Here is a 21,518-nt window from a genome sequence, read left to right as displayed (position 1 = left end):
AACAGGACATGGCCAACGCCGCACTGCACATCGCCCGCACCGGGCTGGACGCCCAGGACACGCGGATGCGCGTCATCTCGAACAACCTGGCGAACGTCAACACGACCGGGTTCAAGCGCGACCGCGCCTCGTTCGAGACGCTCAGCTACCAGATCGTCACCGCACAGGGTGCCGCCTCGACCCAGGAATCGCGCTACGCCACCGGGCTGAACCTCGGCACCGGCGTGAAGGTGCAGGGCACCGCCAGCATCCAGACGCAGGGATCGCTCGCCTCGACCGGCAACACGCTCGACGTGGCACTGGAAGGCGACGGCTATTTCCAGGTGCAGCTGCCCGGCGGGCAGCTCGGCTATACCCGCGCCGGCAACTTCACCCGCTCGCCGGAGGGGATGCTGGTCACGACCGAGGGCTATCAGGTGATGCCCGGCATCACCCTGCCCGAAGGCGCGACCTCGATCACCATCGGCGGCGACGGCACGGTCAGCGCGACCATTCCCAACCAGACCGAAGCGACCCCGATCGGCCAGATCCAGGTCACGACCTTCGCCAATTCGGCCGGGTTGCAGCCGGTCGGCGACAACTTCCTGGTCGAGACCGGCGCATCGGGTGCGGCGCAGACCGGCGTCGCCGGTCTGGATGGCCGCGCCCGCATCCGGCAGGGCATGTTGGAAGGGTCGAACGTCAACGTCGTCGAGGAACTCGTCGACATGATCGAAACGCAGCGCGCCTACGAGGTCAATTCCAAGATGATCTCGGCCACCGACGAGATGCTGAAATATGTCAACCAGAACATCTGACCCCGCGCCCGCCCGCGCGCTCGCAGCCACCGCGCGCGCCATCGCGCTCGCCGCGGTCGTGCTGGCGGCAATGCCGGCAACCGCCCGCCCCCTGTTCGGCAGGAAATTGCCGCCCGAGGATTATACCGCGTCGCGGCCGGCGCACCCGGTGGTCGCGGTCGCCGCGACCGGCGCGATCTTTCAGGCGGATCAGGGCTATGCCGCGCTGTACGAAGGCTGGCGTGCCAAGAAGGTCGGCGACCCGCTGACCATCGTGCTGGTCGAACGCACCAGCGCGTCGAAGTCGGCAGGATCCAAGCTCGACAGCACCGGCGGGTTCTCGATCACGCCGCCATCGGTCGGGCCGCTGTCGTTCGATCCGAACATCGCCAAGGCATCGGGCGGCCGCAACTTCAACGGTGGCGGATCGGCCGACCAGACCAACGCGCTGTCGGGCGAACTGTCGGTGACCGTCGCCGAAGTCTATCCCAACGGCACCATGCTGGTGCAGGGGCAGAAGCGGGTGACGCTGAACCGCGGCGACGAATTCGTCGCGATCAAGGGCGTGGTGCGCTCGGCCGATGTCGACATCAACAACCGCGTGCCGTCGACCCGCGTCGCCGATGCCCGCATTTCCTACACCGGCAAGGGCGATGTCGCCCGCGCCAGCCGGCAGGGGTGGCTCAGCCGCTTCTTCCAGGTCGTCAGCCCGTTCTAGGACCGCCCATGCGCTTCCTGCTCGCCATCCTCGCCGCCTTCCTCATGATCCACCCCGCCAGCGCGGAACGGGTCAAGGACCTCGGTCGCTTCCAGGGCATCCGCTCGAACCAGCTGACCGGCTACGGCATCGTCGTCGGGCTGCCCGGCACGGGCGACGACAATCTCGAATATACCGTGCAGTCGGTGAAGGCGATCACGTCGCGCATGGGGCTGCAACTGCCGCAGGGGATGAACCCGGGGCTCAAGAACGCGGCGGTCGTCATGATCACCGCCGAACTGCCCGCCTTCGCCAAGCCCGGCCAGCGCATCGACGTGACCGTGGCGTCGATGGGCAAGGCCAAGTCGTTGCGCGGCGGTGCGCTGGTCATGACCCCGCTGATGGGTGCCGATGGCCAGATCTATGCGATGGCGCAGGGCAACCTCGCGGTCGGTGGCCTGGGTGCCGAGGGTGCCGACGGGTCGAAGATCGTCGTCAACATCCCCTCGGCCGGGCGCATTCCCGACGGGGCGACCGTCGAACGGACCGTCGACACCGGCTTCGCCACCGCGCCGACGCTGACCTTCAACCTGGCGCAGGCCGACTTCACCACCGCGCAGAATGTCGCGGGCGCGATCAACCGCCGCTTCGGCGCGGGCACCGCGACCGCGATCGACGCGGTGTCGGTGGCGATGCGCGCCGCGCCCGGTGCCGATACCCGGTCGATGCTGATGAGCGAGGTCGAGAACCTGCCCGTCGAGTCGGCGGAAACCGCCGCGCGCGTCATCGTCAACGCCCGCACCGGCACGGTCGTCATCAACTCCGCCGTCCGCGTTTCGCCCTCCGCCGTCACCCACGGCAAGCTGACGGTGAAGATCGACGAGGACCAGCGCATCAGCCAGCCCGCTCCCTTGAGCCAGGGCCAGACCGCGGTCGAACAGAAGAGCGGCGTGACGATCGAGCAGGAGGTCAAGCCGATGTTCCTGCTGGCGCCCGGCCCCAAGCTCGCCGACGTCGTGAAGGCGATCAACGCCATCGGCGCCTCGCCCGCCGATCTGGTTGCGATCCTCGAGGCGCTCAAGGAATCGGGCGCGCTCAAGGCGGAACTGGTGGTCCTGTGAGCGTGATCGGCGCGACGACCGGCATCGGGGTCGACACCAGCCGCATCGGTTCCGACAGGAACCTGAAGGCCGCGGGCGAACGCTTCGAATCGGTCTTCACCGGCATGATGCTGAAATCGATGCGCCAGGCGAAGCTCGCCGACGGGTTGTTCGAGAACAAGGCATCGGGCCAGTTCCGCGACATGTGGGATCAAAAGGTTGCCGAAGGCATGGCAGTCACCACCCCCCTCGGCATCGGCAAGGCGATGACCGAGTTCCTCGCCCGGTCGCAGACGGTTAACGCGCCGGAAACCGCCAATTCGACGCAAGCTGAGGCGCAGCCTGCCGTTAATCCCTCCGAAGGGAAGAGCGGATGAGCGACCTGCTGTCGATCGGCGCGAGCGGGGTCAGGGCCTATCAGTCGGCGCTGACCACGACGTCGGATAACATCGCGAACGCCGGGACGACCGGTTACGTCCGTCGCACGACCTCGCTGGCCGAGATCGGTGTCGGATCGTCGCGGCAGACCACCGGCAGCGGCGTGATCGTTGCCGGTATCGCGCGTGCGGCCGACATGTTCCGATCGGCAGAGGTACGGCAATCGTCGTCCGATGTCGCGCGCAGCGACGGCGGCATCGTCTGGCTCGAACGGATCGAGGATGCGCTGAGCAGCCGCGCGCTGACCACCCGCATGACCGCGTTCTTCAACACCGCGACGACGCTGTCGGCCGACCCGTCGGCCGATGCCCCGCGTCGCGCGATGCTGGAATCGGCGGAAAGCGTCGCGCAATCCTATTCGGGTACGGTCGGCGCGCTCGACGCCGCGTCGAACAATCTCGATCTGACGGCGAACAACGCCGTCGCGAAGCTGTCGAACGGTGCTGCGGTGCTCGCCCGCATCAACGATGGACTGGCCCGCGTTTCTCGCGGGTCGACCGGCGAGGCGCAGCTGCTCGACCAGCGCGACCGCATGCTCGACGAGATGAGCGAACTGACCGACCTCGACGTCAGGTTCGATACGGTCGGTCGCGTCACGGTGCGCGCCGGCGGCGCCGACGGCCCGCTGATGGTGCACGGGATCGAGGCGTCGGTCGTGCGCTATGGGCGCGACGATGCCAACATGCCCGTCTTCACGACGATGCGCGGCGGGCTGGAAAGTGTGCTGACCCCCCGCGGTGGCGGGCTGGCCGGGATGGTCGACGGAGCGCAACGGATCAACGCGATGCGTGGCGAAGTGGTGGCGCTCGCCACCGCCTTCGTCAACGGCGTCAACGGCGCGTTCGAAGCGGGCGAGGATGCCAATGGCGATCCCGGCACCGCGATGTTCGCGATCGACGCCGATGGTCGCGTCACCCGCGCGATGGACGATCCGAAAAAGATCGCGGCGGCCGCGCTCGGCAAGGGCGCGCGCGACAGCGGCAACCTGTCGGTGCTCGCCGATGCCCGCCGTGTCGGCGCGTTCGAGGCGAAGGCGGTGGCGCTCCAGTCGACCAACGGCTCGGCGCTGGCCTCCCGCAAGACGATCGCCGAGGCGCAGGGCGCGATCCGCGATTCGGCGGTCGATGCGCGCGACGCGTCGGCCGGCGTCAATCTCGATCAGGAAGCGGTCAACCTGATGAAGTTCCAGCAGGCATATCAGGCGTCCAGCCGCGTGATCCAGGTCGCGCGCGAGACGTTCGATGCGCTGATGGCGATCCGATAGGACGAATGATGCAGATCTCCACCGCCAGCTTCTACAACCGGTCGGCGTCACAGATGTCGAAGCTGACCAGCGACCTCGACCGGATCAACACCGAATTGTCGACCCAGAAGCGGCTGAATGTCGCGTCGAAGGACTCGACCGCGTGGATGATGCTGGGCGGCATCAAGAAGGAGGAAGCGGATTCGACCGCGTTCCGCGCCAACATCACCCTGTCGCGCGGGTTGCTGGCGCAGTCCGATACCGCGCTCGACAATGTCGGCGACCGGCTGGTGCGCGTGCGCGAACTGGCGACGCGCGCGGGCAGCGAGACGCTGAATTTCAAGGACCGCACCGCGATCGCGACCGAGCTGGGCCAGATTCGCGAAGGGTTGCTCGTGATGGCGAATGCGCGCGACGTGCGCGGCCATCCAGTGTTCGGCGGCACCGGCGACAGTGCCTTTACCAAGGACCCGACGACGCAGGCGATCAGCTATACCGGCAATGAATCGGTGGCGACGGTGCGTATCGGTGAGGCCAGCGAGATGCAGGTCGGCATCGACGGCCGGCGCGTGTTCGGCGGCGATGCGACGATGACCGGCGTGGTCGACGTGTTCAAGCTGATCGACGACCTGACGGCGGCGATGCAAATGCCGCTGACCGCCAACGATCCCCCGGCGCCCGTCGATCCGGCGGTAGATCCGACGACGATTCCGCCGTTCGACGAGGCAGCGGCACGGACCAAATATACGAAAAGCATCAGCGACGCGCTGACCCGGCTCGATTCGGCGGAGGGGCAGGTCTCGTCCGCGCGGGCGGCGAACGGCGCCCGCGCGGCGCGGCTGGAGATCGAATCGACCCAGCTCGACGCCATCGGCCTCGACCGCGAGGAGGCGCGCAGCGCGCTCGAGGATACCGACTGGCCGACGACGATGGTCGAATTCCAGAAGACGATGACCATCCTGAACGCGACGCAGGCGAGCGTGGCCAAGCTCGCGGGGTTGTCGCTGTTCAACTATCTGAAGTGAATGCTGACCGGCCGATTTACCCAAATCGCGGCCGGTAACGATTTCTCGACCTCTATCGTGGAAAAGGGGGATCGTATGACGCACCGCAACCGGCGGCGCTTCATCTCGTAATCCCAGGGGGCAAGCGCCACATGTTTCCGGCCATCGGCTTCGTCGTCCTCATCGCCATGGTTTTCGGCGGCTTCGCCTTTACCGGTGGTGCGCTGGGTCCCGTCATGCACGCGCTCCCGCACGAAATGCTCATCATCGGCGGTGCCGCGGTCGGCGCGCTCATCATCGGCAATTCGGGCCGTGAGCTGAAGGCCATGGGCTCGGGCTTCATGAAGGTCATGAAGGGGCCGAAGTACAAGAAGCAGGATTATCTCGACGCGATCTTCCTGGTGTCGAAGCTGATGAAGATGCTCCGCGCCGAAGGGCCGATCGCGCTGGAACCGCATGTCGAGGACCCGAAATCGTCGTCGGTGTTCGGCGAATATCCGCGCCTGATGAAGGACCATACGTTGGTCAACCTGATCGCCGACACGCTACGCCTCGTCGTCGTGTCGTCGGGCACGCTCGACGTGCACGCGGTCGAGGAGGTCATGGACAACGCCATCAAGACCCACCACCACGAGGAACAGGGCCCGCAGACGACCTTGCAGGGGCTGGCCGACGCCTTGCCCGCGCTCGGCATCGTCGCCGCCGTGCTGGGGGTGGTGAAGACCATGGGCTCGATCGACAAGCCGCCCTCGATCCTCGGCGGCATGATCGGCTCGGCGCTAGTCGGTACGTTCCTCGGCGTGTTGCTCGCCTATGGTATCGTCGGCCCGCTCGCGACGCGGTTGCAGCAGGTGATCGACGCCGACGCCGCCATCTATCACGTCGTCAAGCAGATCATCATCGCCTCGCTCCACGGCCATCCGCAGCCGCTGGTGATCGAGGCGGCGCGCTCGGGCATCGCGCATCACAACCAGCCCGGCTTCGCCGAAGTCTTCGACGGCCTGCGCGGACGCTGATCCATGGCGCGCGCTCCCCACGGCAACAACCAGCCGCCGCCCGTCATCATCGTCAAGAAGATCATCGAAGCCGGCCATGGCGGCCATCACGGCGGCGCGTGGAAGGTCGCCTATGCCGATTTCGTGACGGCGATGATGGCGTTCTTCCTGCTGATGTGGCTGCTGGGCGCCACGACCGAAAAGCAGCGCAAGGGGCTGGCCGATTTCTTCGCGCCGACTTTGGTCGAGGTGAAGGCGGGATCGGCGGGGTCGAACGGGCTGTTCGGCGGCGAATCGATCGTCGACCAGGACAGCTATCCCCACCGCGCGGCGCAGACCGGCACCCGCTCGCTGACCATCCCGGTCGACGCCAATGGCGGTGCCAAGGAGGGCGCGGGTGAGAAGGGCCGGTTGAAGAACAAGTCCGAAATGGCCGAAGCCGACAAGAAGGCCTTCGAACGCGTCAAGCGCACGCTGGCGCAGCGGATGGCGGCCAATGCCGAGTTGCGCAAGCTGGCGCGCAACGTCCGGTTCGTGCCGACGCGCGACGGCGTGCGCATCGACCTGGTCGACAATGCCGATTATTCGATGTTCGCGCTGGGCACCACTGCGCTCGCGCCCGAGGCGGCACAGTTGATGACGATGATCGCGCAGACGGTGCGCGACCTGCCCAACACGATCATGATCCGCGGCCATACCGACGCCGTCGCCTATGGCCGGCCGCAGGACATGAACAACTGGATGCTGTCGTCGGGCCGGGCGGAGGCGACGCGCCGCCGCCTCGCGCTGGGCGGGGTGGGCGAGCGCCGCTTCGAACGGATCGAGGGCGTGGCCGACCGCGAACCGATGATCGCGAAAGACCCCTATGACCCGCGCAATCGCCGCGTTGCGATCACGCTGCTCTATCAGGACACACGCGGTTTCGGCGGGCAGCAGCGCATGGCCAGCGTCGACAGCGAACCCGCCGCCCGCGCCGAAGTACCGCGGCCGGGCAGGGAGCATGGCGCCGCGCACTGAGCGGGCACCCGAACGGCGATTTGGCGCCCGCCAGTTCGTCATTCCCGCGCGAGCGGAGATTGCTGCACGCAGCGATGGCGGCTCATGACCGAACGCCAGCGTGTATCGATTCCCGCCTGCGCAGGATTTACGAAGAGCGTAACGCACGAAGTGCGTAACGGCAGCCCGTCCACCCCCTCAGAAGAACAGCTTGCGGAAAGTGACTCGCACCACCCGGCCGAGCGGGTCGATGAAACCCGGCTGGAAACGGAACGGCACTTCGCCATCGGCACCGGTCACGCGCTGGCGGGCGTTGAACAGATTGTCGACGCTGAGGCTGATCCGGCTCCCGCGCAGCCAGCGGTTGCCGCGCACCCATGATGGCTGCTCGCCTGGATTGATGAACAGTCGCATGTTGACCCGCGCGAGGCTGCTGAAATCCAGCGACTGTGTGCCTGCCGTACCACCGTTCACCTGCGTACCTTCACGCCAGTCGATGCCGAAATTGGCGCCGTAGCCGTCGCGGGTATAGCCGCCGCGAAGCTGGACCTGATGGCGTGAGGTGCCGCCGCTGTCGCCGGTCGCGGACCCGTTGAGCAGGTCCAGTTCGGGAAGGCCGGGGCGGATCAGGATCCGGTCGGTAAAGACGACCGTATGGTAGAGGCTGACCCGGAATCCGCCGCCACCGCCGCCGCCCGGCCCACCGAACCCCGGTCCGCCGAATCCGCGACGCCCGCCGCCTCCCGGTCCATCCGGCCCGCCGAAGCCGCGACCCTCGCGCGGGCCGTCACCCGGTGGCGGGGGCGGGGTATCGCTGGTCGGGCGACCGGCCTCCGCAGCGTCGCGTGCCGCACGCCGTGCCTCCATGCGTGCCTGTCGCTGGGCATCGGCGGCGCGCGACCGCGCGGTGGTGATCCGCTGGAAGAAGTTCAGCCCGTAGCGAAGCTGGTTGTTCTCCGCCCGCGCGAAATTGACCGAGCGGGTATCGAGCCGGATCAGCGTTCCGTCGGCATCGCGTACGAACCGGTCGGGAAAGGCGTTCTGGATTTCGGAGGTGATCGCCGGAAAGCCCTGGATCGGATTGTCCGTGCGCTCCGACAGATAATCCGCCTGGAACGTCAGGTTGCGGGCACTCCACGGTTTGACGTTCAGCCCCAGCTTGAAGCTCTTGTTGGTTTCGGCGACCAGCGCGGCATTGCCGCCGGTGACCGTGGTCACGTCGACGCTTTGCCCCGACACGTAATCGAACACCCGCACGAACGGGGTGACGACGGTCGGATTGCCGAGCTGCTGCTGGCTAGGCGCGTTCTCTTCGGTAGTGAAGTTGGCGATGATCCGGACGGGCGTGACCGGCTGCCAATTGACGCCATAGCCATAGGTGGTGAGCGTGCCGAAGTCCGACAATTGCTCCAGTTCGACATTGCCGTTCAGCGACAGTCGGCCGAGGAAGCTCAGCACCCCGCGTTGCGCATTGGCGATCGGCAGGTCGATATTTGCACGCACCGATCCCGAATCGCGACCGATTTCGGCGCTGCTGTCGATCCCCGAACGCTGTGACCGACTGCTGAAATCGGTGGTACGCCCCGCCAGCCGGACGCTGGCATTCGCTTCCCCGGCGGGCAGGGAGAAGGGCGATCCCGACGCCAGCCCCTCGATCGCACCCGCGCTCGACACCGATCGTGCGCGATCGGCGGTGCGCAGGAAGCTGCCCAGATCGCCGAACGGGCTGGCGGTCCCGGCCAGCACACCCGCCTGCAATGCGGCGGCGTCGACGCCGCGCTCGGTCCGCGTTTCGCTCTCGATGCGGTCGTAGCTGCCGTTTGCCGTCCAGCGCCACCGCCCGATGTCGCCGTTCAACACCACGCCCAGATTGGCGGTCGTCGTCTCCGAATCGCGGCGCAGCGGATCGGCGTCGGCATAGCGTAGCACGCGCACGTCGTTGTCGAACGGCGAGAAGGGCGATGCACCGGGTAACGTCAGCGTCAGTGCGGGCAGCCCCAGCAACGACTGGCTACGGTTGTGCTCGATCCGGCCGTTGACCGTCGCCGCGACGGTGCCGAACACGTTGCGGCTATAGACCGCGTTGGCCGAGAACCGGTCGCTCTGCGCCTGCAGCGTGCGGAATGGGGTGGTATCGGTGACGTTGGGATTGCCCCCTCCGGCGGCGAACCCGGCCAGCGTCGGCGTACCCGCAGGGACGCCCGCGATCGTGGCGTTGCCGAGCGCCGGATCGATCGCCGCGCCGCTGATCGTCGAAGTGACGTTCCCGGTGAGGTCGAACGGCGTGCCCGTGGGATTGAGCGCGATCCCGCGCTCGCTTTCCAGCAGGTTCGAGGTCGTCTCCGCCTGAAGATTGAGGTTGAAGCGCTTGTCGCGGTCGATGCGGACGAGCCCGCCCTCCGCTTCGAAGTTGCTCGATCCCCCGTCGGTCGGTGCGCTGCCTTCCGGTTCGCCGGTATAGCTGCGGAAACGCGGACGCAGGACGAAGTTGATGACCTTCTGGTCGGCGCGATAGCCGAATTTAAGCGCCACTTCTTCGGGCAGGATATCGACGCGTAGCAGCGCTTCGGGCGGGAAGTCGGCGATCTCGCGAAAGCCCGCCGATCGGCGTCCGTTGATGAGGATCACCGGTTCGCCGCCGCGCACCGACTGTGTCTGCGGGGCGAGTTCGCTCAACAGGTCGGTGATCGAATTGCTGCCGTAGCTGCGGATGTCCGCCGGGGTTAGTTGCAGTTCGGGCTTGATGTCGCCGGGCACGGCCCCCGGTAGCGGGCGACCGGTGACAACGATTTCCTCAACCTCGCCTTCGGCATCGGTGCCGGCCGCACCGGTTCCGACCGGGTCGGGCGTCTGCGCCGGGGCTTGGGGCGTCTGCGCGGTTTGGGAGGGGGCGACCGGCGTCGTCTGCGCCGCGAGCGCGCCCGGGGCCGTTCCCAAAGCCAGTATCACCAACGTCCACCGCGCCATGCGCATTCCTTCCAAACCCTGACCGCGTCGAGGCGGCAACAGGGGCGTTACGGTTCAAATGTCGCACAACTATCGCGAGGGATGAAAATATCCGGGCGAAGGCATTGTGATCGACGCCGGCTGCTTCGTCATCACCGCCTCCGCGGGGGATGACGTCGATGGGCCGCATGGATTACGGGCGGGGGCTATCGCTTGAGCAGATAGTTCAGATGCGCGGCGGCGATCGGGCGGTCGCGGTCGTCCTGCCATGCGGTCGCGGTCACATTGGCGATCCGCGCGCCCAGCCGGGTGACGGTTCCCGCGGCAAAGGTGGTACGCTCGCGCCCGCCGCGCATGTAGTCGATGGTGACGTTGATCGGCTTGATCGTCGCATCCTCCGCGCCCAGCGCCGCGCGCAGCGCGACCCATGCCGCCATCTCCAGCATCCCGCCCATCGCGCCGCCGTGCAGGAAGCCGGGCCGGCCGAGCAGGTCGGTGGCGAAGGGCATCGTCACGACCGGATGGCCGCGGTCGTCGGTGTCGAACGTCAGGCCCAGCAGTTCGGCATAGGGGGAGACGGTCATGCCGCACCGTCCAGCAGCATGAAGGTGCCGGCGACATGCGCCACCGGATCGTCGGGATCGCCATCATGGGCGATGCCGCGGACGAACGCGACCTGTCGCGCGACGCGGTAGCATTCGCCACGCCCGACCACCGTCCGCCCCGCCGTCGCCGGTCGCAGATAGTCGAGCCGCAGGTCGAGCGTCGCATGCGGCAGGAACGCCCCCCGCTTCAACCACACGCCGACGCTGGTCGCCATGTCCATCAGCGTGACGATCGGCCCCGACGCCAGCACGCCGCGCGCCGGATCGCCGATCAGGTCGTCGCGAAACGGCAGCAGCAATTCGCACCAGTCGGCGCCATGCGCCTGATAGCCGATGCCCAGCCGCGCGCCATGGCCGCCGACGCGGGCGGCGAAGAAGCGGGCGGGATCGAACCCGGGCGGAAGGCTGAAGGCGGTCATCGCCGCATCCTTAGATCGGATCGCCGCCGGGTAGAAGCGACGAACCATAACAGTCTTGTAACTTGGGTGGGGCGTGGGCCGGCCATAGGGTTGGCGGGCGGTGTGTCGCCACCGCACAGGGGGATAGTATGCCGATCGTCACCATCGCCATGGCCGATATCGTCGAACTGGGCACGCAGGTCGCGACGACCGGGGCGATCCGGGCCGCAGAGGCATCGGGCGATCAGGTCTTCGAATACATCATCGCCGTCGCGATGCTGGTGTACGAGATGTATCCCAACTGAGATGCCTGCGCCGATCGACGCCGGCCTGCGCGATGCGATCGCGGCTGCACGGCTGCGCTCGCTGGCGGCGGGGCGCGACTGGACCGACGACGCCGCCCTTCGGGCGGTAACCGCACGTTTCGCCGATATTGCTACGCTGGCCGAGGGAGAGGCCGCGGCGCGGGCATTGGTGGAGGATGCGGGCTGGGTCGCCGCGCTGCTGGGGCCATGGATCGCCCGGCTGCGCGGCGATCCGCTGCTCGAACCGCCGTTCAGGAGCCAGCGCGATGCGCTGCGCACCGGCATGGTGCTGGCCGAAACGCCGGTGGCGAGCGTGACGATGGCGGCGATCGATCCGCTCGCGCCGGCCGCACGCGTCCTGCCCGATACGGTGGTGGTCGGCGGGCGGGTGTCGTGGACGCGCTATCTGCGTGGCGGAGGCGCACGGCTGTGGCGCTGGCGGTCGGATCATGTCGACGCGGACTGGCATGGCGGGGTGGCGGCATCCGCGCGGCCGCTGGCGGTGCGGCCGCTGGCGGACGGGGCGGTGGTGCGGATCGACGGGCGGCAGGAGGCGATGCTGCTGGTCGATCCGTCGGCGCCGGTCGTGTCGGTCACGGTGACGTTGCGGGTGGGCGCCGCACCGTTCCTGCGCGAATATGACCGGATCGGCGGCGCACTGGTGCGCGTGGCGACGCTCGACGACGGCGCGGCGCGCAGCATGATGCTGATGCAGTTGTTGCGCGAACTGGGGCGGGGCGATGCGGAGGTGTTCGACGCCCTGTCGCGCGACCCGGCCTTCTTCGTCCGCTGGGACGCGATGCGCGAATGGCTGGCCAGCGACGCCCGCGGGGCGCTGCCCCGCCTCCGAACGATGGCCGACGACCCGCATCCGGAGGTACGCACGGCGGCGCAGGCGATGCTGCCGATGGTCGAGGCGCGCGTGGCGGCGGCATGGCCCGGCTGATCGATCCCGGCAGCGGCGATGCGATCGGCCTCGACGATCTGGTCGAACTGCTGGCCGCCGCGCCGGTCGACGTGCGTGACGAAGACGCGTTCGCCTCGCTGGGGCCGGCGCTCGCCCGGCTGGGGCGCAACCGGGATTTCCTCGCCGACCTTGCACTCGCCGAACTCAAGCAGCGTTGCCGGAAACAGATCGATGGCAATGCCTATGGTGCGCAGGTGCTGCTGCTGCGGCCGCCCGATGGCCGGTTCGTGCTGCGCGCCAATTTCTGGCCGGCGGCGCGGGACCGGGCGCTGCGCGCCGGGGGCCGGGCGGCGTTCTTCTACGACCTGCCGCATGACCATAATTTCCCGTTCCTGACGGTCGGCTATCACGGCCCCGGCTATTGGAGCGACGATTACCGCTACGACGTGACCGCGATCGACGGTGGTGCAGGCGAACCGGCGGGGCTGCGCCACATCGGGTGCTCGCGGCTCGATCGGGGCAAGGTGCTGCTCTATCGCATGCGCGACGACGTGCATGTCCAGTTGCCGCCCGATGCCTTTTCGGTGTCGCTCAACATCCTCGGCTATGATGCGGCACAGCCGTGGCTCGACCAGTATCGCTTCGACATTCGCGGCAACACCATCGCGCAGGTGCTGACGTCCACCCCGGCCGAAGCGCTGGTGACGCTGGCGGTCGGCACAGGCCTGCCGGGCGGACTCGATCTGGCCGAGCAGTTCGCGGTGGGCCACCCGTGCGACCGGATGCGGATCACCGCGATCGATGCGCTGGTGCGCAGCGGCCCCGATCCGCTCGCGACGCTCCACCGGGCGGCCGGCGACTGCTCGCGACAGGTCGCCGACCATGCCCGCCGCCTGCTCGACCAGTTCGATCCGGATCGGATGCAGTTGGCGTCGGCCGCTGGCTAGGGGCGGTTAAGGGACACGGCGATGCAGATCGTCGCCGTCCTCGATCCCGTTCCGGCGCTGGTCGTCCCGGCGCAGCGACGCGGCATCGGGCTACGCCCGCTGGCCCACGCGCCGGAAGCGCGGGTAAGGCTGGCCCGCTGGCGTCATGCCGAGGAATGCGCGCCGGAACGGCTGCGCCGCGTCCGCGCCGGCGAGGACGCGGTCCGCGCGATGCTGCTGGTCGAGGATGTGGAGGCACTCGCCGCCGGGCTCGACGCCGGGGCCGACGATGTCGCGCTGGAAGACGCGCATCCGGTCGAGATCGTCGCACGCCTGCTCGCCCTGTTGCGTGCCGCGCGGCGGGAGCGGCCGGTGACGGTCGGCGATCTTGCGATCGACCGTGCGACCCGGACGGTTCGCCGCGCCGGGGTGCGCCTGCATCTCCTGCCCCGCGAATATGCCGTCCTGTTGTATCTCGCCGACCATGCCGGCAGCGCGGTGCCCCGCGACGAATTGCTGCGCGCGGTGTGGGCGCGCGATTTCGACCCCGGTACCAACGTCGTGCAGGTGCAGATGTCGCGACTGCGGGCAAAGCTCGACGCGGTCGGGCCGCCGATGCTGCATACCGATCGCGGGCGGGGCTATCGGCTGGGCGACGGATAGCGCCTATTCTTTCAACCCGCGCGCCGATAGCGTCGCGGCAAAGCGATGGACAGGATGTGCCAACGACGCCGATGCCGCGAGCATCCTCGCCGCCGAAAGCGCCGGGCAACAGGCGTTGCTCGGCCGCCCCAATCAGGTCGAGGCGGTCCGTGCCGGGATGGAGGGCCGGCCGGCGCGCTTCACCGACTGACCGGGGTCAGATATCCTGTACCAGCCGCCCGTACAGTTCGGGCCGGCGATCGCGGAAGAAGCCGAAGGCGGCGCGGTGGCGCTTCACCCGATCAAGGTCGAGCGTCGCGGTGATGACGCCTTCTTCCTCGCGGTCGAGTTCGGCGAGGATGTCGCCGCGCTCGTCGGTGATGAACGACGTGCCGTAGAAGGCCTGGCCGTGCTCGACGCCGACCCGGTTGGCAGCGACCACCGGCACGACGTTCGACACCGCATGGCCGACCATTGCCCGACGCCACAGCCGCGCGGTGTCGAGGCTGGTGTCGTGCGGTTCGCTGCCGATCGCGGTCGGGTAGAACAGCACCTGCGCTCCCATCAGCATCAGCGCGCGCGCGGTTTCGGGATACCATTGATCCCAGCAGATGCCGACGCCCAGCTTGGCCGGGCCGTCCCACACCTTGAACCCGGTATTGCCGGGACGAAAATAGAATTTTTCCTCATACCCCGGTCCATCGGGAATATGGCTCTTGCGATACACGCCCTGGATGCGACCGTCGGGATCGATCATCGCCAGGCTATTGTAATGATGCTGGCCGTCCAGTTCGAAGAAGCTGGTCGGGATCGCGATCCTCAGTTCACGCGCGAGTTCCTGCATCGCCAGCACCGCCTTGTGCTCGGCGGTGGGTCTGGCGTTGGCGAACAGGCCCTCGTCCTCGACCCGGCAGAAATATTCGCCCTCGAACAGTTCGGGGGGCAGCACGACCTGCGCGCCGCGGGCCGCCGCCTCGCGCACGAGGCGCGCGACGTTGGCGATGTTGCGGTCGATATCGGCGGTGAAACCGAGCTGCAGCGCGGCGACGGTGATCTCGGTCATGGAAAGCCTCGTTACGCCGGAATCTGCTGGCTGATGCAGTGGAAGCTGCCGCCTCCGGTCAGGATGTGGTCGGCGCGCAACCCGACGACGTCGCGGTCGGGGAACAGCGCGGCAAAGGCGGCCACCGCCGCGTCGTCGGTGCCCGTGCCATAGAGCGGCACGACGACCGTCGCATTGCCGATATAGAAGTTCATGTGGCTGCCCGGAATGATCTCTTCGTCGGGCGACAGCACGCGGCCGGGGGAGGGGACCAGCACCACCTCCACGCCGAACGCCTGCGCCCGTGCCGCCGCATCCTGGTAGATGCGCCAGTTCGGATCGTTCTCCGCCGCTTCGGGAATCGCCAGCCGGTTCGGCCCGACGAAGCGCGCCAGATTGTCGACATGGCCATCGGTATGGTCGTTGAGCAGCCCGTCGCCCAGCCACAGCACCCGATCGTAGCCGAGGTCCTGCCGCAGCCGCGTCTCTGCCGCGTCGCGATGGAAGTCGATATTGCGATTGGGGTTGAGCAGGCATTGCTCGGTGGTCACGACCAGCCCGGTACCGTCGCCGTCCAGCGCGCCGCCCTCGACCACCCAGTCGTGGTCGGCGACCGGCAGCCCGCGCTCGCGCGCCAGCCGCAGCCCGATATCGTCGTCGCCCGGCAGGTCATATTTGCCGCCCCAGCCGTTGAAGCGGAAGCGGTGCGCGGTGCCGTCGCCGCCGAGGATCGGCCCGGTATCGCGCAGCCAGATATCGCCGAACGGTTCGATCACCACTTGCGCGAACGGCGCGCGGGCGCGGGCGTCGTCGGCGGCCTCGATATCGGCGGCGACGAGAATCACCGCCTCGCCGCGCCCATCGGCATGGACCGCGCGGGCAAAGGCGACGACCTCGTCCCGCGCAGGATCGAGGTCGTCCTGCCACAGTTCGGCGTGGCTGGGATAGCCGATCCATACGGCGGCGTGGCGGGCCCATTCGGGTTTCGGCGCGGTCATGCGCGCGCAGATAATGGATCGGGAGCAGTTCGGAAAGGGTCGCTGCGCCCTGCCACCCCTGCCGGTCCTGCCGTCATCCCCCTTCCCGCCGGCTCTTCCCGCCGACGCGCCTGCGAGGGCCAACCCATGTCGACGAAGCCCATCGACCTTGCCCCGGCGGCGATGATCGGCGATGGGGCCGCCATCGCTTCCATCCGCCCGGAGCCCGAGTCCCATGAAATTCTTCGTCGATACCGCCGATACCAACGACATCCGCGAACTGGCCGAGACCGGCCTGCTCGACGGCGTCACCACCAACCCGTCGCTGATCCACAAGTCGGGCCGCGACTTCCTGGAGGTCGTGCGCGAAATCTGTTCGATCACGCCCGGCCCGGTGTCGGCAGAGGTCGTGGCACTCGACCATGACGGCATGATGCGCGAGGCCGAGATCCTGCGCAAACTGGCCGACAATGTCGCGGTGAAGGTGCCGCTGACCATCGATGGCCTCAAGACCTGCAAGGCGCTGACCGACGACGGCACGATGGTCAACGTCACGCTGTGCTTCTCGGCCAATCAGGCGCTGCTGGCGGCAAAGGCCGGCGCGACCTTCGTCTCGCCCTTCGTCGGGCGGCATGACGATATCGGCTTCGACGGCATGGGGCTCATCAGCGACATCCGCCTGATTTACGACAATTACGATTTCGGCACCGAAATCCTCGTCGCCAGCGTCCGCCACCCGATCCACGTCCTCGAATCGGCCAAGATGGGTGCCGATGTGATGACCGCCCCGCCGTCGGTCATCCGCGCGCTGGTCAAGCATCCGCTGACCGACAAGGGCATCGAGGGCTTCATGGCCGACTGGGCCAAGTCGGGCCAGAAGATCGGCTGATCGCGCGTTCGACAGCGGCTGCGTCCCCGCGCTATCTGCGGGACATGACGCAGCCGCTGCCGCTGGCCTTCGCCACCCATCTCGCCCGCGACCGGCGGCGTTCGGCGCATACCGTGCGGGCCTATGCCGCGACCGCCGAGCGGCTGATCGCGTTCCTGCAAGGGCATTGGGGCGGGGCGGTCGATGCCGCCGCGCTCCACCGCATTGCCGCCGCCGACCTGCGCGCGTTCCTCGCGCATCGCCGGGGGGAAGGCCTTGGCAATGCCGCCGCCGCGCGCGAATTGTCGGCGGTGCGCGGTTTCCTCGCCTATCTGGGCGGCGAGGCACCGCCATTGCGCGGGCCGCGCGTCGCGAAGACCGTGCCGCGCCCGGTATCGCCCGACGAAGCGATCGCGCTGGCGCAGGAAGTCGCCGATGCCGCCGCCGAGCCGTGGATCGGTGCCCGCGACTGGGCGATCCTGCTGCTGCTCTACGGCGCGGGGCTGCGCATCGGCGAGGCGTTGTTGCTGACCGGCCGCGCGCTGCCGCTGGGCGAGACGCTGAGCGTTACCGGCAAGCGTGACAAGACCCGCATCGTCCCGCTGCTGCCGCCGGTGCGCGCGGCGGTCGAGGCCTATGTCGCGCAGCAACCCTGGGGCACCGCGCGCGACGCGCCGCTGTTCCGCGGGGCGAAGGGCGGCGTGCTGGACGCGGGCGTGGTGCGCAAGGCGGTGCGGGCGGCGCGTGGCGCGCTGGGGCTGGGCGAGCGCACCACGCCGCATGCGCTGCGCCACAGCTTCGCGACGCACCTGCTGGGGCGCGGCGCGGACCTGCGATCGTTGCAGGCGTTGCTGGGCCATGCCAGCCTGTCGTCGACGCAGATATACACCGCGGTCGATGCCGCGCATCTGCTGGATGTGTACCGCAACGCGCACCCGCACGGGTAAGGTGGTGGCTGCTTCGCTCGCCGAGTGGCGAGCAGGCTCGTGCCATGGCTCGTTCGAACCACACGTCATCCCAGCGAAGGCTGGGATCTTCTGCTGGTAGCATGGGACAGGAGCCGCGTGAGGCCCCGGCCTTCGCTGGGGCGACGTTCGTGGAGTGGGGGAACCTACCCCGCGGCGTCACCCCAGCGCAGGCTGGAGTCTCCCGGTAACCGCCACTTCGGGAAAGACGAACGCCGCGCCGGACCATCGTCCGACGCGGCGTTCGTGTATCGACAATGTCCGAAAAGCCTTACCCGGCCTGTTCGGCGAGGATCGTCAGCCCTTTGGCGGTCACCTCGGCAAAGCCGCCGCGGATGGCGATGCGTTCGGCCTCGCCCTTTTCGGCGCGCTGGACCAGCACGTCGCCGTCGCGGATCGTGGACATGAACGGGGCATGGCCCTCCAGCACGCCGAAGTCGCCTTCGGTGCCCGGCACGGTGACCATATAGACCGATTCCGACCGCACCAGCTTTTCGGGGGTCACGAGTTCGAAGTGCAGCATTTCAAGACCTCACTCCCTCTCCCCTTCAGGGGAGAGGGCAGGGGAGAGGGGATTTCGGTCGAGAGGTTCCGACTGCCCCTCTCCCCGACCCTCTCCCCGCAAGCGGGGAGAGGGAGATGGATTTACGCGTCCTGCGCCATCTTCTGCGCCTTGGCGACGACCTCGTCGATGCCGCCGACCATGTAGAAGGCCGATTCGGGCAGGTGGTCGTATTCGCCCTCGACGACCGCCTTGAACGACTTCACCGTGTCTTCCAGCGCGACGAACTTGCCGCTGATGCCGGTGAAGACCTCGGCGACGTGGAACGGCTGGCTGAGGAACTTCTGGATCTTGCGGGCGCGGGCGACGGTGACCTTATCCTCTTCGCTCAGCTCGTCCATGCCGAGGATGGCGATGATGTCCTGCAGCGACTTGTAGCGCTGGAGCAGCGACTGCACCGCGCGCGCCGTGTCGTAATGCTCCTGGCCCACGGTGCGCGGTTCGAGAACGCGGCTGGTCGAATCGAGCGGATCGACCGCCGGATAGATGCCGAGTTCGGAAATCGCGCGGTTGAGCACGGTCGTCGCGTCCAAGTGGGCGAACGAGGTCGCCGGCGCCGGATCGGTCAAATCGTCGGCGGGCACGTAGATCGCCTGCACCGAGGTGATCGAGCCCTTGTTGGTCGAGGTGATGCGTTCCTGCAGCGCACCCATGTCGGTCGACAGCGTCGGCTGATAGCCCACCGCCGACGGGATACGGCCGAGCAGCGCCGACACTTCCGAACCCGCCTGGGTGAAGCGGAAGATGTTGTCGACGAAGAACAGCACGTCCTGCCCCTCGACGTCGCGGAAATATTCGGCGATGGTCAGGCCCGACAGCGCAACGCGGGCACGGGCGCCCGGCGGCTCGTTCATCTGACCATAGACCAGCGCGACCTTCGAACCCTCGCTGGTCGGATTGCCCTCGGCATCCTTGGCGATGACGCCCGCGTCGAGGAATTCGTGGTACAGGTCGTTGCCCTCGCGGGTCCGCTCACCCACGCCGGCGAACACCGACGTGCCGCCATGGCCCTTGGCGATGTTGTTGATGAGTTCCTGGATCAGCACCGTCTTGCCGACGCCCGCGCCGCCGAACAGGCCGATCTTGCCGCCCTTCGCGTACGGGGCGAGCAGGTCGATGACCTTGATGCCGGTGACGAGGATCGCGCTCTCGGTCGACTGGTCGACGAACAGCGGGGCCGATGCGTGGATCGGGGCGGTGGTTTCGGCACCGACCGGACCGCGCTCGTCGATCGGCTCGCCGACGACGTTGAGGATGCGGCCGAGCGTCTTGGGGCCGACCGGCACGCGGATCTGCGATCCGGTGTCGCGCACCGCCTGGCCACGGGTCAGGCCCTCGGTCGCGTCCATCGCGATCGTGCGCACGGTGCTCTCGCCCAGATGCTGCGCGACTTCGAGGACCAGCCGGTTGCCGTTATTGTCGGTTTCGAGCGCCGACAGGATCGCGGGCAGTTCGCCGTCGAACGTCACGTCGACGACCGCGCCGATGACCTGGCTGATCCGGCCGGTATGGTTGGTGCTGCCCTGCGGGGCGTAGGTGTCTGCGGCGGTTGCCATTACGGGTTCCTCGGGTGGCTGTCCCCGGCCGATGGCGCGGGACGGGTAAAGGTCACGACCAGACGGCGACCGCCGTCGATCGGTTCACGGGTAATCTTGTAGTCCGCGCCGGGCAGGGTGCCCGATGCGGGGCTTTCGGTGCGGATTGCCTTTTCGACAACGTCCTGCCCCGGCAGCGCCATCGATGCCAGCGGCCGGTTCACCCAGCGGATGAACTGGTCCTTCGCGAACGGGCTGGAATCGAGGTTCACGATGTCGAGCGTGAAGCGCAGCTCGCCGATCCGCTGGGCATCGCCGGTCGCGGTCAGGTTGGCGGTGTTGACCGGCTTGACCGACGGATCGCCCATCGGCGTCGGCTGTGCCGTCGCGACGAACGCGCCGCCCTTCGGCGTATAGGCCGACAGGCGGAAGCCCATGCCGTTCAGCAGCTCGATCGTGCGCGGTGCATCGCCCAGCACCGTCGCCCAGCCGCCGGTGACGAACGGCGTCGGCGTCGCGCGCGGCTTGTCCGCCGCCTTGTCGGCAGCGGGCTGACCACAGCCGGCCAGCGTGGCGACGAGCGCCAGCAGGACGGCGGCGCGGATCACAGCGCTTCGGCGCCCGAGATGATCTCGACCAGCTCGGTCGTGATCGCGGCCTGGCGGGTGCGGTTATATTCGATGGTCAGGCGGTTGATGAGGTCGCCGGCATTGCGCGTGGCATTGTCCATCGCGGTCATCTTCGACCCTTGCTCCGACGCCGCATTTTCCTTCATCGCGCGATAGATCTGCACGGCGATGTTGGTCGGCAGCAGGCTGTCGAGGATGGCTTCCTCGCTCGGCTCGTACTCGACCACCGCATCGGCGGCGGGCTGCGCCGACTGGGCGGGGATCTTGACCGGGATCAGCTGCTGCTCGGTCGGCTCCTGCGTCAGAACCGTCTTGAACGTGGCGTAGAACAGGTGCGCGACGTCGAAATCGCCCGCGGTGAAGCGGCGGATCAGGTCGTCGGCATAGCCCTTGGCATCGGCGAAGGTCAGCTTGCCGAGATCGCCGGGTTCGACCGCATGGACGAAGCCTTCGCGGAACTGGCGGGCGAGCACCGCGCGACCCTTGCGGCCGATCGTCAGGAACTTGACGGTCTTGCCCTGCTCCTGCAGCTCCAGCGCACGGCGACGCGCGAGGCGGGCGATGTTCGAGTTGAACGCGCCGGCCAGGCCCTTGTCCGACGTCGCGACCACGAACAGGTGGACCTGATCGCGGCCATGGCCGGCGAGCAGCGGCGAACTGCCCTCGGTGATCTGCGCGGTGCGCGCGAGGCTGGCGACGACCTGCTCGACCCGCTGCGCATAGGGACGGCCGGCCTCGGCCGCCTCCTGCGCACGGCGCAGCTTGGCGGCGGCGACCATCTTCATCGCCTTGGTGATCTTCTGCGTCGACTTCACCGAGCCGATGCGCAGTTTCAGGGCCTTGAGTGACGCCATGTTCTTCTTCCTGCTCCCTCTCCCCTTCAGGGGAGAGGGTCGGGGAGAGGGGGCTTCGTTACCGAGCGGCCCGTACTTCCCCTCTCCCAACCCTCTCCCCTGAAGGGG

Annotated in this window: 23 protein-coding genes; 14 read left to right on the top strand and 9 right to left on the bottom strand. The window is 68.1% G+C overall.

Features of this window, described 5'->3' with window-relative positions:
* The first annotated feature begins 8 nt into the window (after positions 1–8).
* The 8 genes from flgG (at position 9) to QLH51_RS07045 (ending at position 7,270) form a co-directional block, all read left to right on the top strand.
* The gene (gene flgG / locus QLH51_RS07080; protein WP_125654144.1) at positions 9–797 is read left to right on the top strand and encodes a flagellar basal-body rod protein FlgG; all 789 of its coding nucleotides are present in this window, start codon (positions 9–11) and stop codon (positions 795–797) included.
* Entirely contained in the window at positions 778–1,494 is a 717-nt protein-coding gene (locus QLH51_RS07075; RefSeq protein ID WP_125654146.1) for a flagellar basal body L-ring protein FlgH, read from the top strand. Before flgG ends, QLH51_RS07075 begins: the two co-directional genes overlap by 20 nt.
* A gap of 8 nt (positions 1,495–1,502) precedes the next feature.
* Positions 1,503–2,594 (top strand): flagellar basal body P-ring protein FlgI, encoded by a 1,092-nt coding sequence (locus tag QLH51_RS07070; RefSeq protein WP_125654148.1) that lies wholly within the window; start codon positions 1,503–1,505, stop codon positions 2,592–2,594.
* A complete protein-coding gene (locus tag QLH51_RS07065; protein ID WP_206428748.1) occupies positions 2,591–2,950 on the top strand; it encodes a rod-binding protein in 360 nt (119 codons plus the stop codon). Before QLH51_RS07070 ends, QLH51_RS07065 begins: the two co-directional genes overlap by 4 nt.
* Positions 2,947–4,275, top strand: coding sequence for a flagellar hook-associated protein FlgK (gene flgK / locus QLH51_RS07060; RefSeq protein WP_125654150.1), 1,329 nt, complete (start codon positions 2,947–2,949; stop codon positions 4,273–4,275). The genes QLH51_RS07065 and flgK overlap by 4 nt, the downstream gene beginning before the upstream one ends.
* Before the next feature lie 8 nt (positions 4,276–4,283).
* On the top strand, positions 4,284–5,279 hold the full coding sequence (gene flgL / locus QLH51_RS07055; protein WP_164516040.1) for a flagellar hook-associated protein FlgL: 996 nt from the start codon (positions 4,284–4,286) through the stop codon (positions 5,277–5,279).
* A gap of 131 nt (positions 5,280–5,410) precedes the next feature.
* Entirely contained in the window at positions 5,411–6,274 is an 864-nt protein-coding gene (gene motA / locus QLH51_RS07050) for a flagellar motor stator protein MotA (protein ID WP_125654154.1), read from the top strand.
* A 3-nt stretch (positions 6,275–6,277) separates the two neighbouring features.
* Entirely contained in the window at positions 6,278–7,270 is a 993-nt protein-coding gene (locus QLH51_RS07045; RefSeq protein ID WP_125654156.1) for a flagellar motor protein MotB, read from the top strand.
* A gap of 177 nt (positions 7,271–7,447) precedes the next feature.
* Here QLH51_RS07045 and QLH51_RS07040 read toward each other — a convergent pair whose 3' ends face one another.
* The 3 genes from QLH51_RS07040 to QLH51_RS07030 form a co-directional block, all read right to left on the bottom strand.
* Positions 7,448–10,216: a TonB-dependent receptor gene (locus tag QLH51_RS07040; RefSeq protein ID WP_125654158.1), complete on the bottom strand. Its 2,769-nt coding sequence runs from the start codon at positions 10,214–10,216 to the stop codon at positions 7,448–7,450.
* A gap of 185 nt (positions 10,217–10,401) precedes the next feature.
* A complete protein-coding gene (locus QLH51_RS07035) occupies positions 10,402–10,779 on the bottom strand; it encodes a PaaI family thioesterase (protein ID WP_125654160.1) in 378 nt (125 codons plus the stop codon).
* On the bottom strand, positions 10,776–11,219 hold the full coding sequence (locus tag QLH51_RS07030; protein WP_125654162.1) for a PaaI family thioesterase: 444 nt from the start codon (positions 11,217–11,219) through the stop codon (positions 10,776–10,778). Before QLH51_RS07030 ends, QLH51_RS07035 begins: the two co-directional genes overlap by 4 nt.
* A 128-nt stretch (positions 11,220–11,347) precedes the next feature.
* Between QLH51_RS07030 and QLH51_RS07025 the strand changes: the two genes are divergently transcribed.
* The 4 genes from QLH51_RS07025 to QLH51_RS07010 are packed head-to-tail and all read left to right on the top strand — an operon-like array spanning position 11,348 to position 13,999.
* The gene (locus QLH51_RS07025; protein ID WP_164516041.1) at positions 11,348–11,503 is read left to right on the top strand and encodes a hypothetical protein; all 156 of its coding nucleotides are present in this window, start codon (positions 11,348–11,350) and stop codon (positions 11,501–11,503) included.
* A 1-nt stretch (position 11,504) separates the two neighbouring features.
* Positions 11,505–12,449 (top strand): hypothetical protein, encoded by a 945-nt coding sequence (locus tag QLH51_RS07020; protein ID WP_125654164.1) that lies wholly within the window; start codon positions 11,505–11,507, stop codon positions 12,447–12,449.
* Positions 12,437–13,357: a transposase gene (locus QLH51_RS07015; RefSeq protein WP_125654166.1), complete on the top strand. Its 921-nt coding sequence runs from the start codon at positions 12,437–12,439 to the stop codon at positions 13,355–13,357. Before QLH51_RS07020 ends, QLH51_RS07015 begins: the two co-directional genes overlap by 13 nt.
* A gap of 21 nt (positions 13,358–13,378) precedes the next feature.
* Positions 13,379–13,999, top strand: a complete 621-nt coding sequence (locus QLH51_RS07010) for a winged helix-turn-helix domain-containing protein (protein WP_206428749.1) — start codon at positions 13,379–13,381, stop codon at positions 13,997–13,999.
* A gap of 196 nt (positions 14,000–14,195) precedes the next feature.
* Here the strand turns inward: QLH51_RS07010 and aguB are convergent, their stop codons facing one another.
* Together aguB and QLH51_RS07000 are read right to left on the bottom strand one after the other, a co-directional pair.
* A complete protein-coding gene (aguB, locus tag QLH51_RS07005) occupies positions 14,196–15,041 on the bottom strand; it encodes an N-carbamoylputrescine amidase (RefSeq protein WP_125654168.1) in 846 nt (281 codons plus the stop codon).
* Positions 15,042–15,052: 11 nt separating this feature from the next.
* Positions 15,053–16,018, bottom strand: a complete 966-nt coding sequence (locus tag QLH51_RS07000; protein ID WP_125654170.1) for an agmatine deiminase family protein — start codon at positions 16,016–16,018, stop codon at positions 15,053–15,055.
* Between the two features lie 214 nt (positions 16,019–16,232).
* Here QLH51_RS07000 and fsa point away from each other — a divergent pair, with 214 nt between their 5' ends.
* Positions 16,233–16,886 (top strand): fructose-6-phosphate aldolase, encoded by a 654-nt coding sequence (gene fsa, locus QLH51_RS06995; protein WP_125654172.1) that lies wholly within the window; start codon positions 16,233–16,235, stop codon positions 16,884–16,886.
* A 44-nt stretch (positions 16,887–16,930) separates the two neighbouring features.
* Positions 16,931–17,812, top strand: coding sequence for a tyrosine recombinase XerC (locus tag QLH51_RS06990; protein WP_206428750.1), 882 nt, complete (start codon positions 16,931–16,933; stop codon positions 17,810–17,812).
* A gap of 289 nt (positions 17,813–18,101) precedes the next feature.
* Here the strand turns inward: QLH51_RS06990 and QLH51_RS06985 are convergent, their stop codons facing one another.
* From QLH51_RS06985 to QLH51_RS06970, 4 genes are all read right to left on the bottom strand, one after another.
* Positions 18,102–18,353 (bottom strand): ATP synthase F1 subunit epsilon, encoded by a 252-nt coding sequence (locus QLH51_RS06985; RefSeq protein ID WP_125654175.1) that lies wholly within the window; start codon positions 18,351–18,353, stop codon positions 18,102–18,104.
* Positions 18,354–18,475: 122 nt separating this feature from the next.
* Positions 18,476–19,948 carry a F0F1 ATP synthase subunit beta gene (gene atpD / locus QLH51_RS06980; protein ID WP_125654177.1) on the bottom strand — a complete coding sequence of 491 codons (1,473 nt, stop codon included), beginning with the start codon at positions 19,946–19,948 and terminating at the stop codon, positions 18,476–18,478.
* Positions 19,948–20,535: a hypothetical protein gene (locus tag QLH51_RS06975; protein ID WP_125654179.1), complete on the bottom strand. Its 588-nt coding sequence runs from the start codon at positions 20,533–20,535 to the stop codon at positions 19,948–19,950. The genes atpD and QLH51_RS06975 overlap by 1 nt, the downstream gene beginning before the upstream one ends.
* Entirely contained in the window at positions 20,532–21,410 is an 879-nt protein-coding gene (locus QLH51_RS06970; protein WP_125654181.1) for a F0F1 ATP synthase subunit gamma, read from the bottom strand. Before QLH51_RS06970 ends, QLH51_RS06975 begins: the two co-directional genes overlap by 4 nt.
* Positions 21,411–21,518: the final 108 nt, after the last annotated feature.

Origin of the sequence: Sphingomonas sp. 2R-10 (assembly GCF_030062225.1) — a bacterium.
Taxonomy (GTDB): Bacteria; Pseudomonadota; Alphaproteobacteria; order Sphingomonadales; family Sphingomonadaceae; genus Sphingomonas.
Note: the sequence above shows the minus strand (reverse complement) of the source record. Positions and strands in the feature narration are given on the sequence as shown.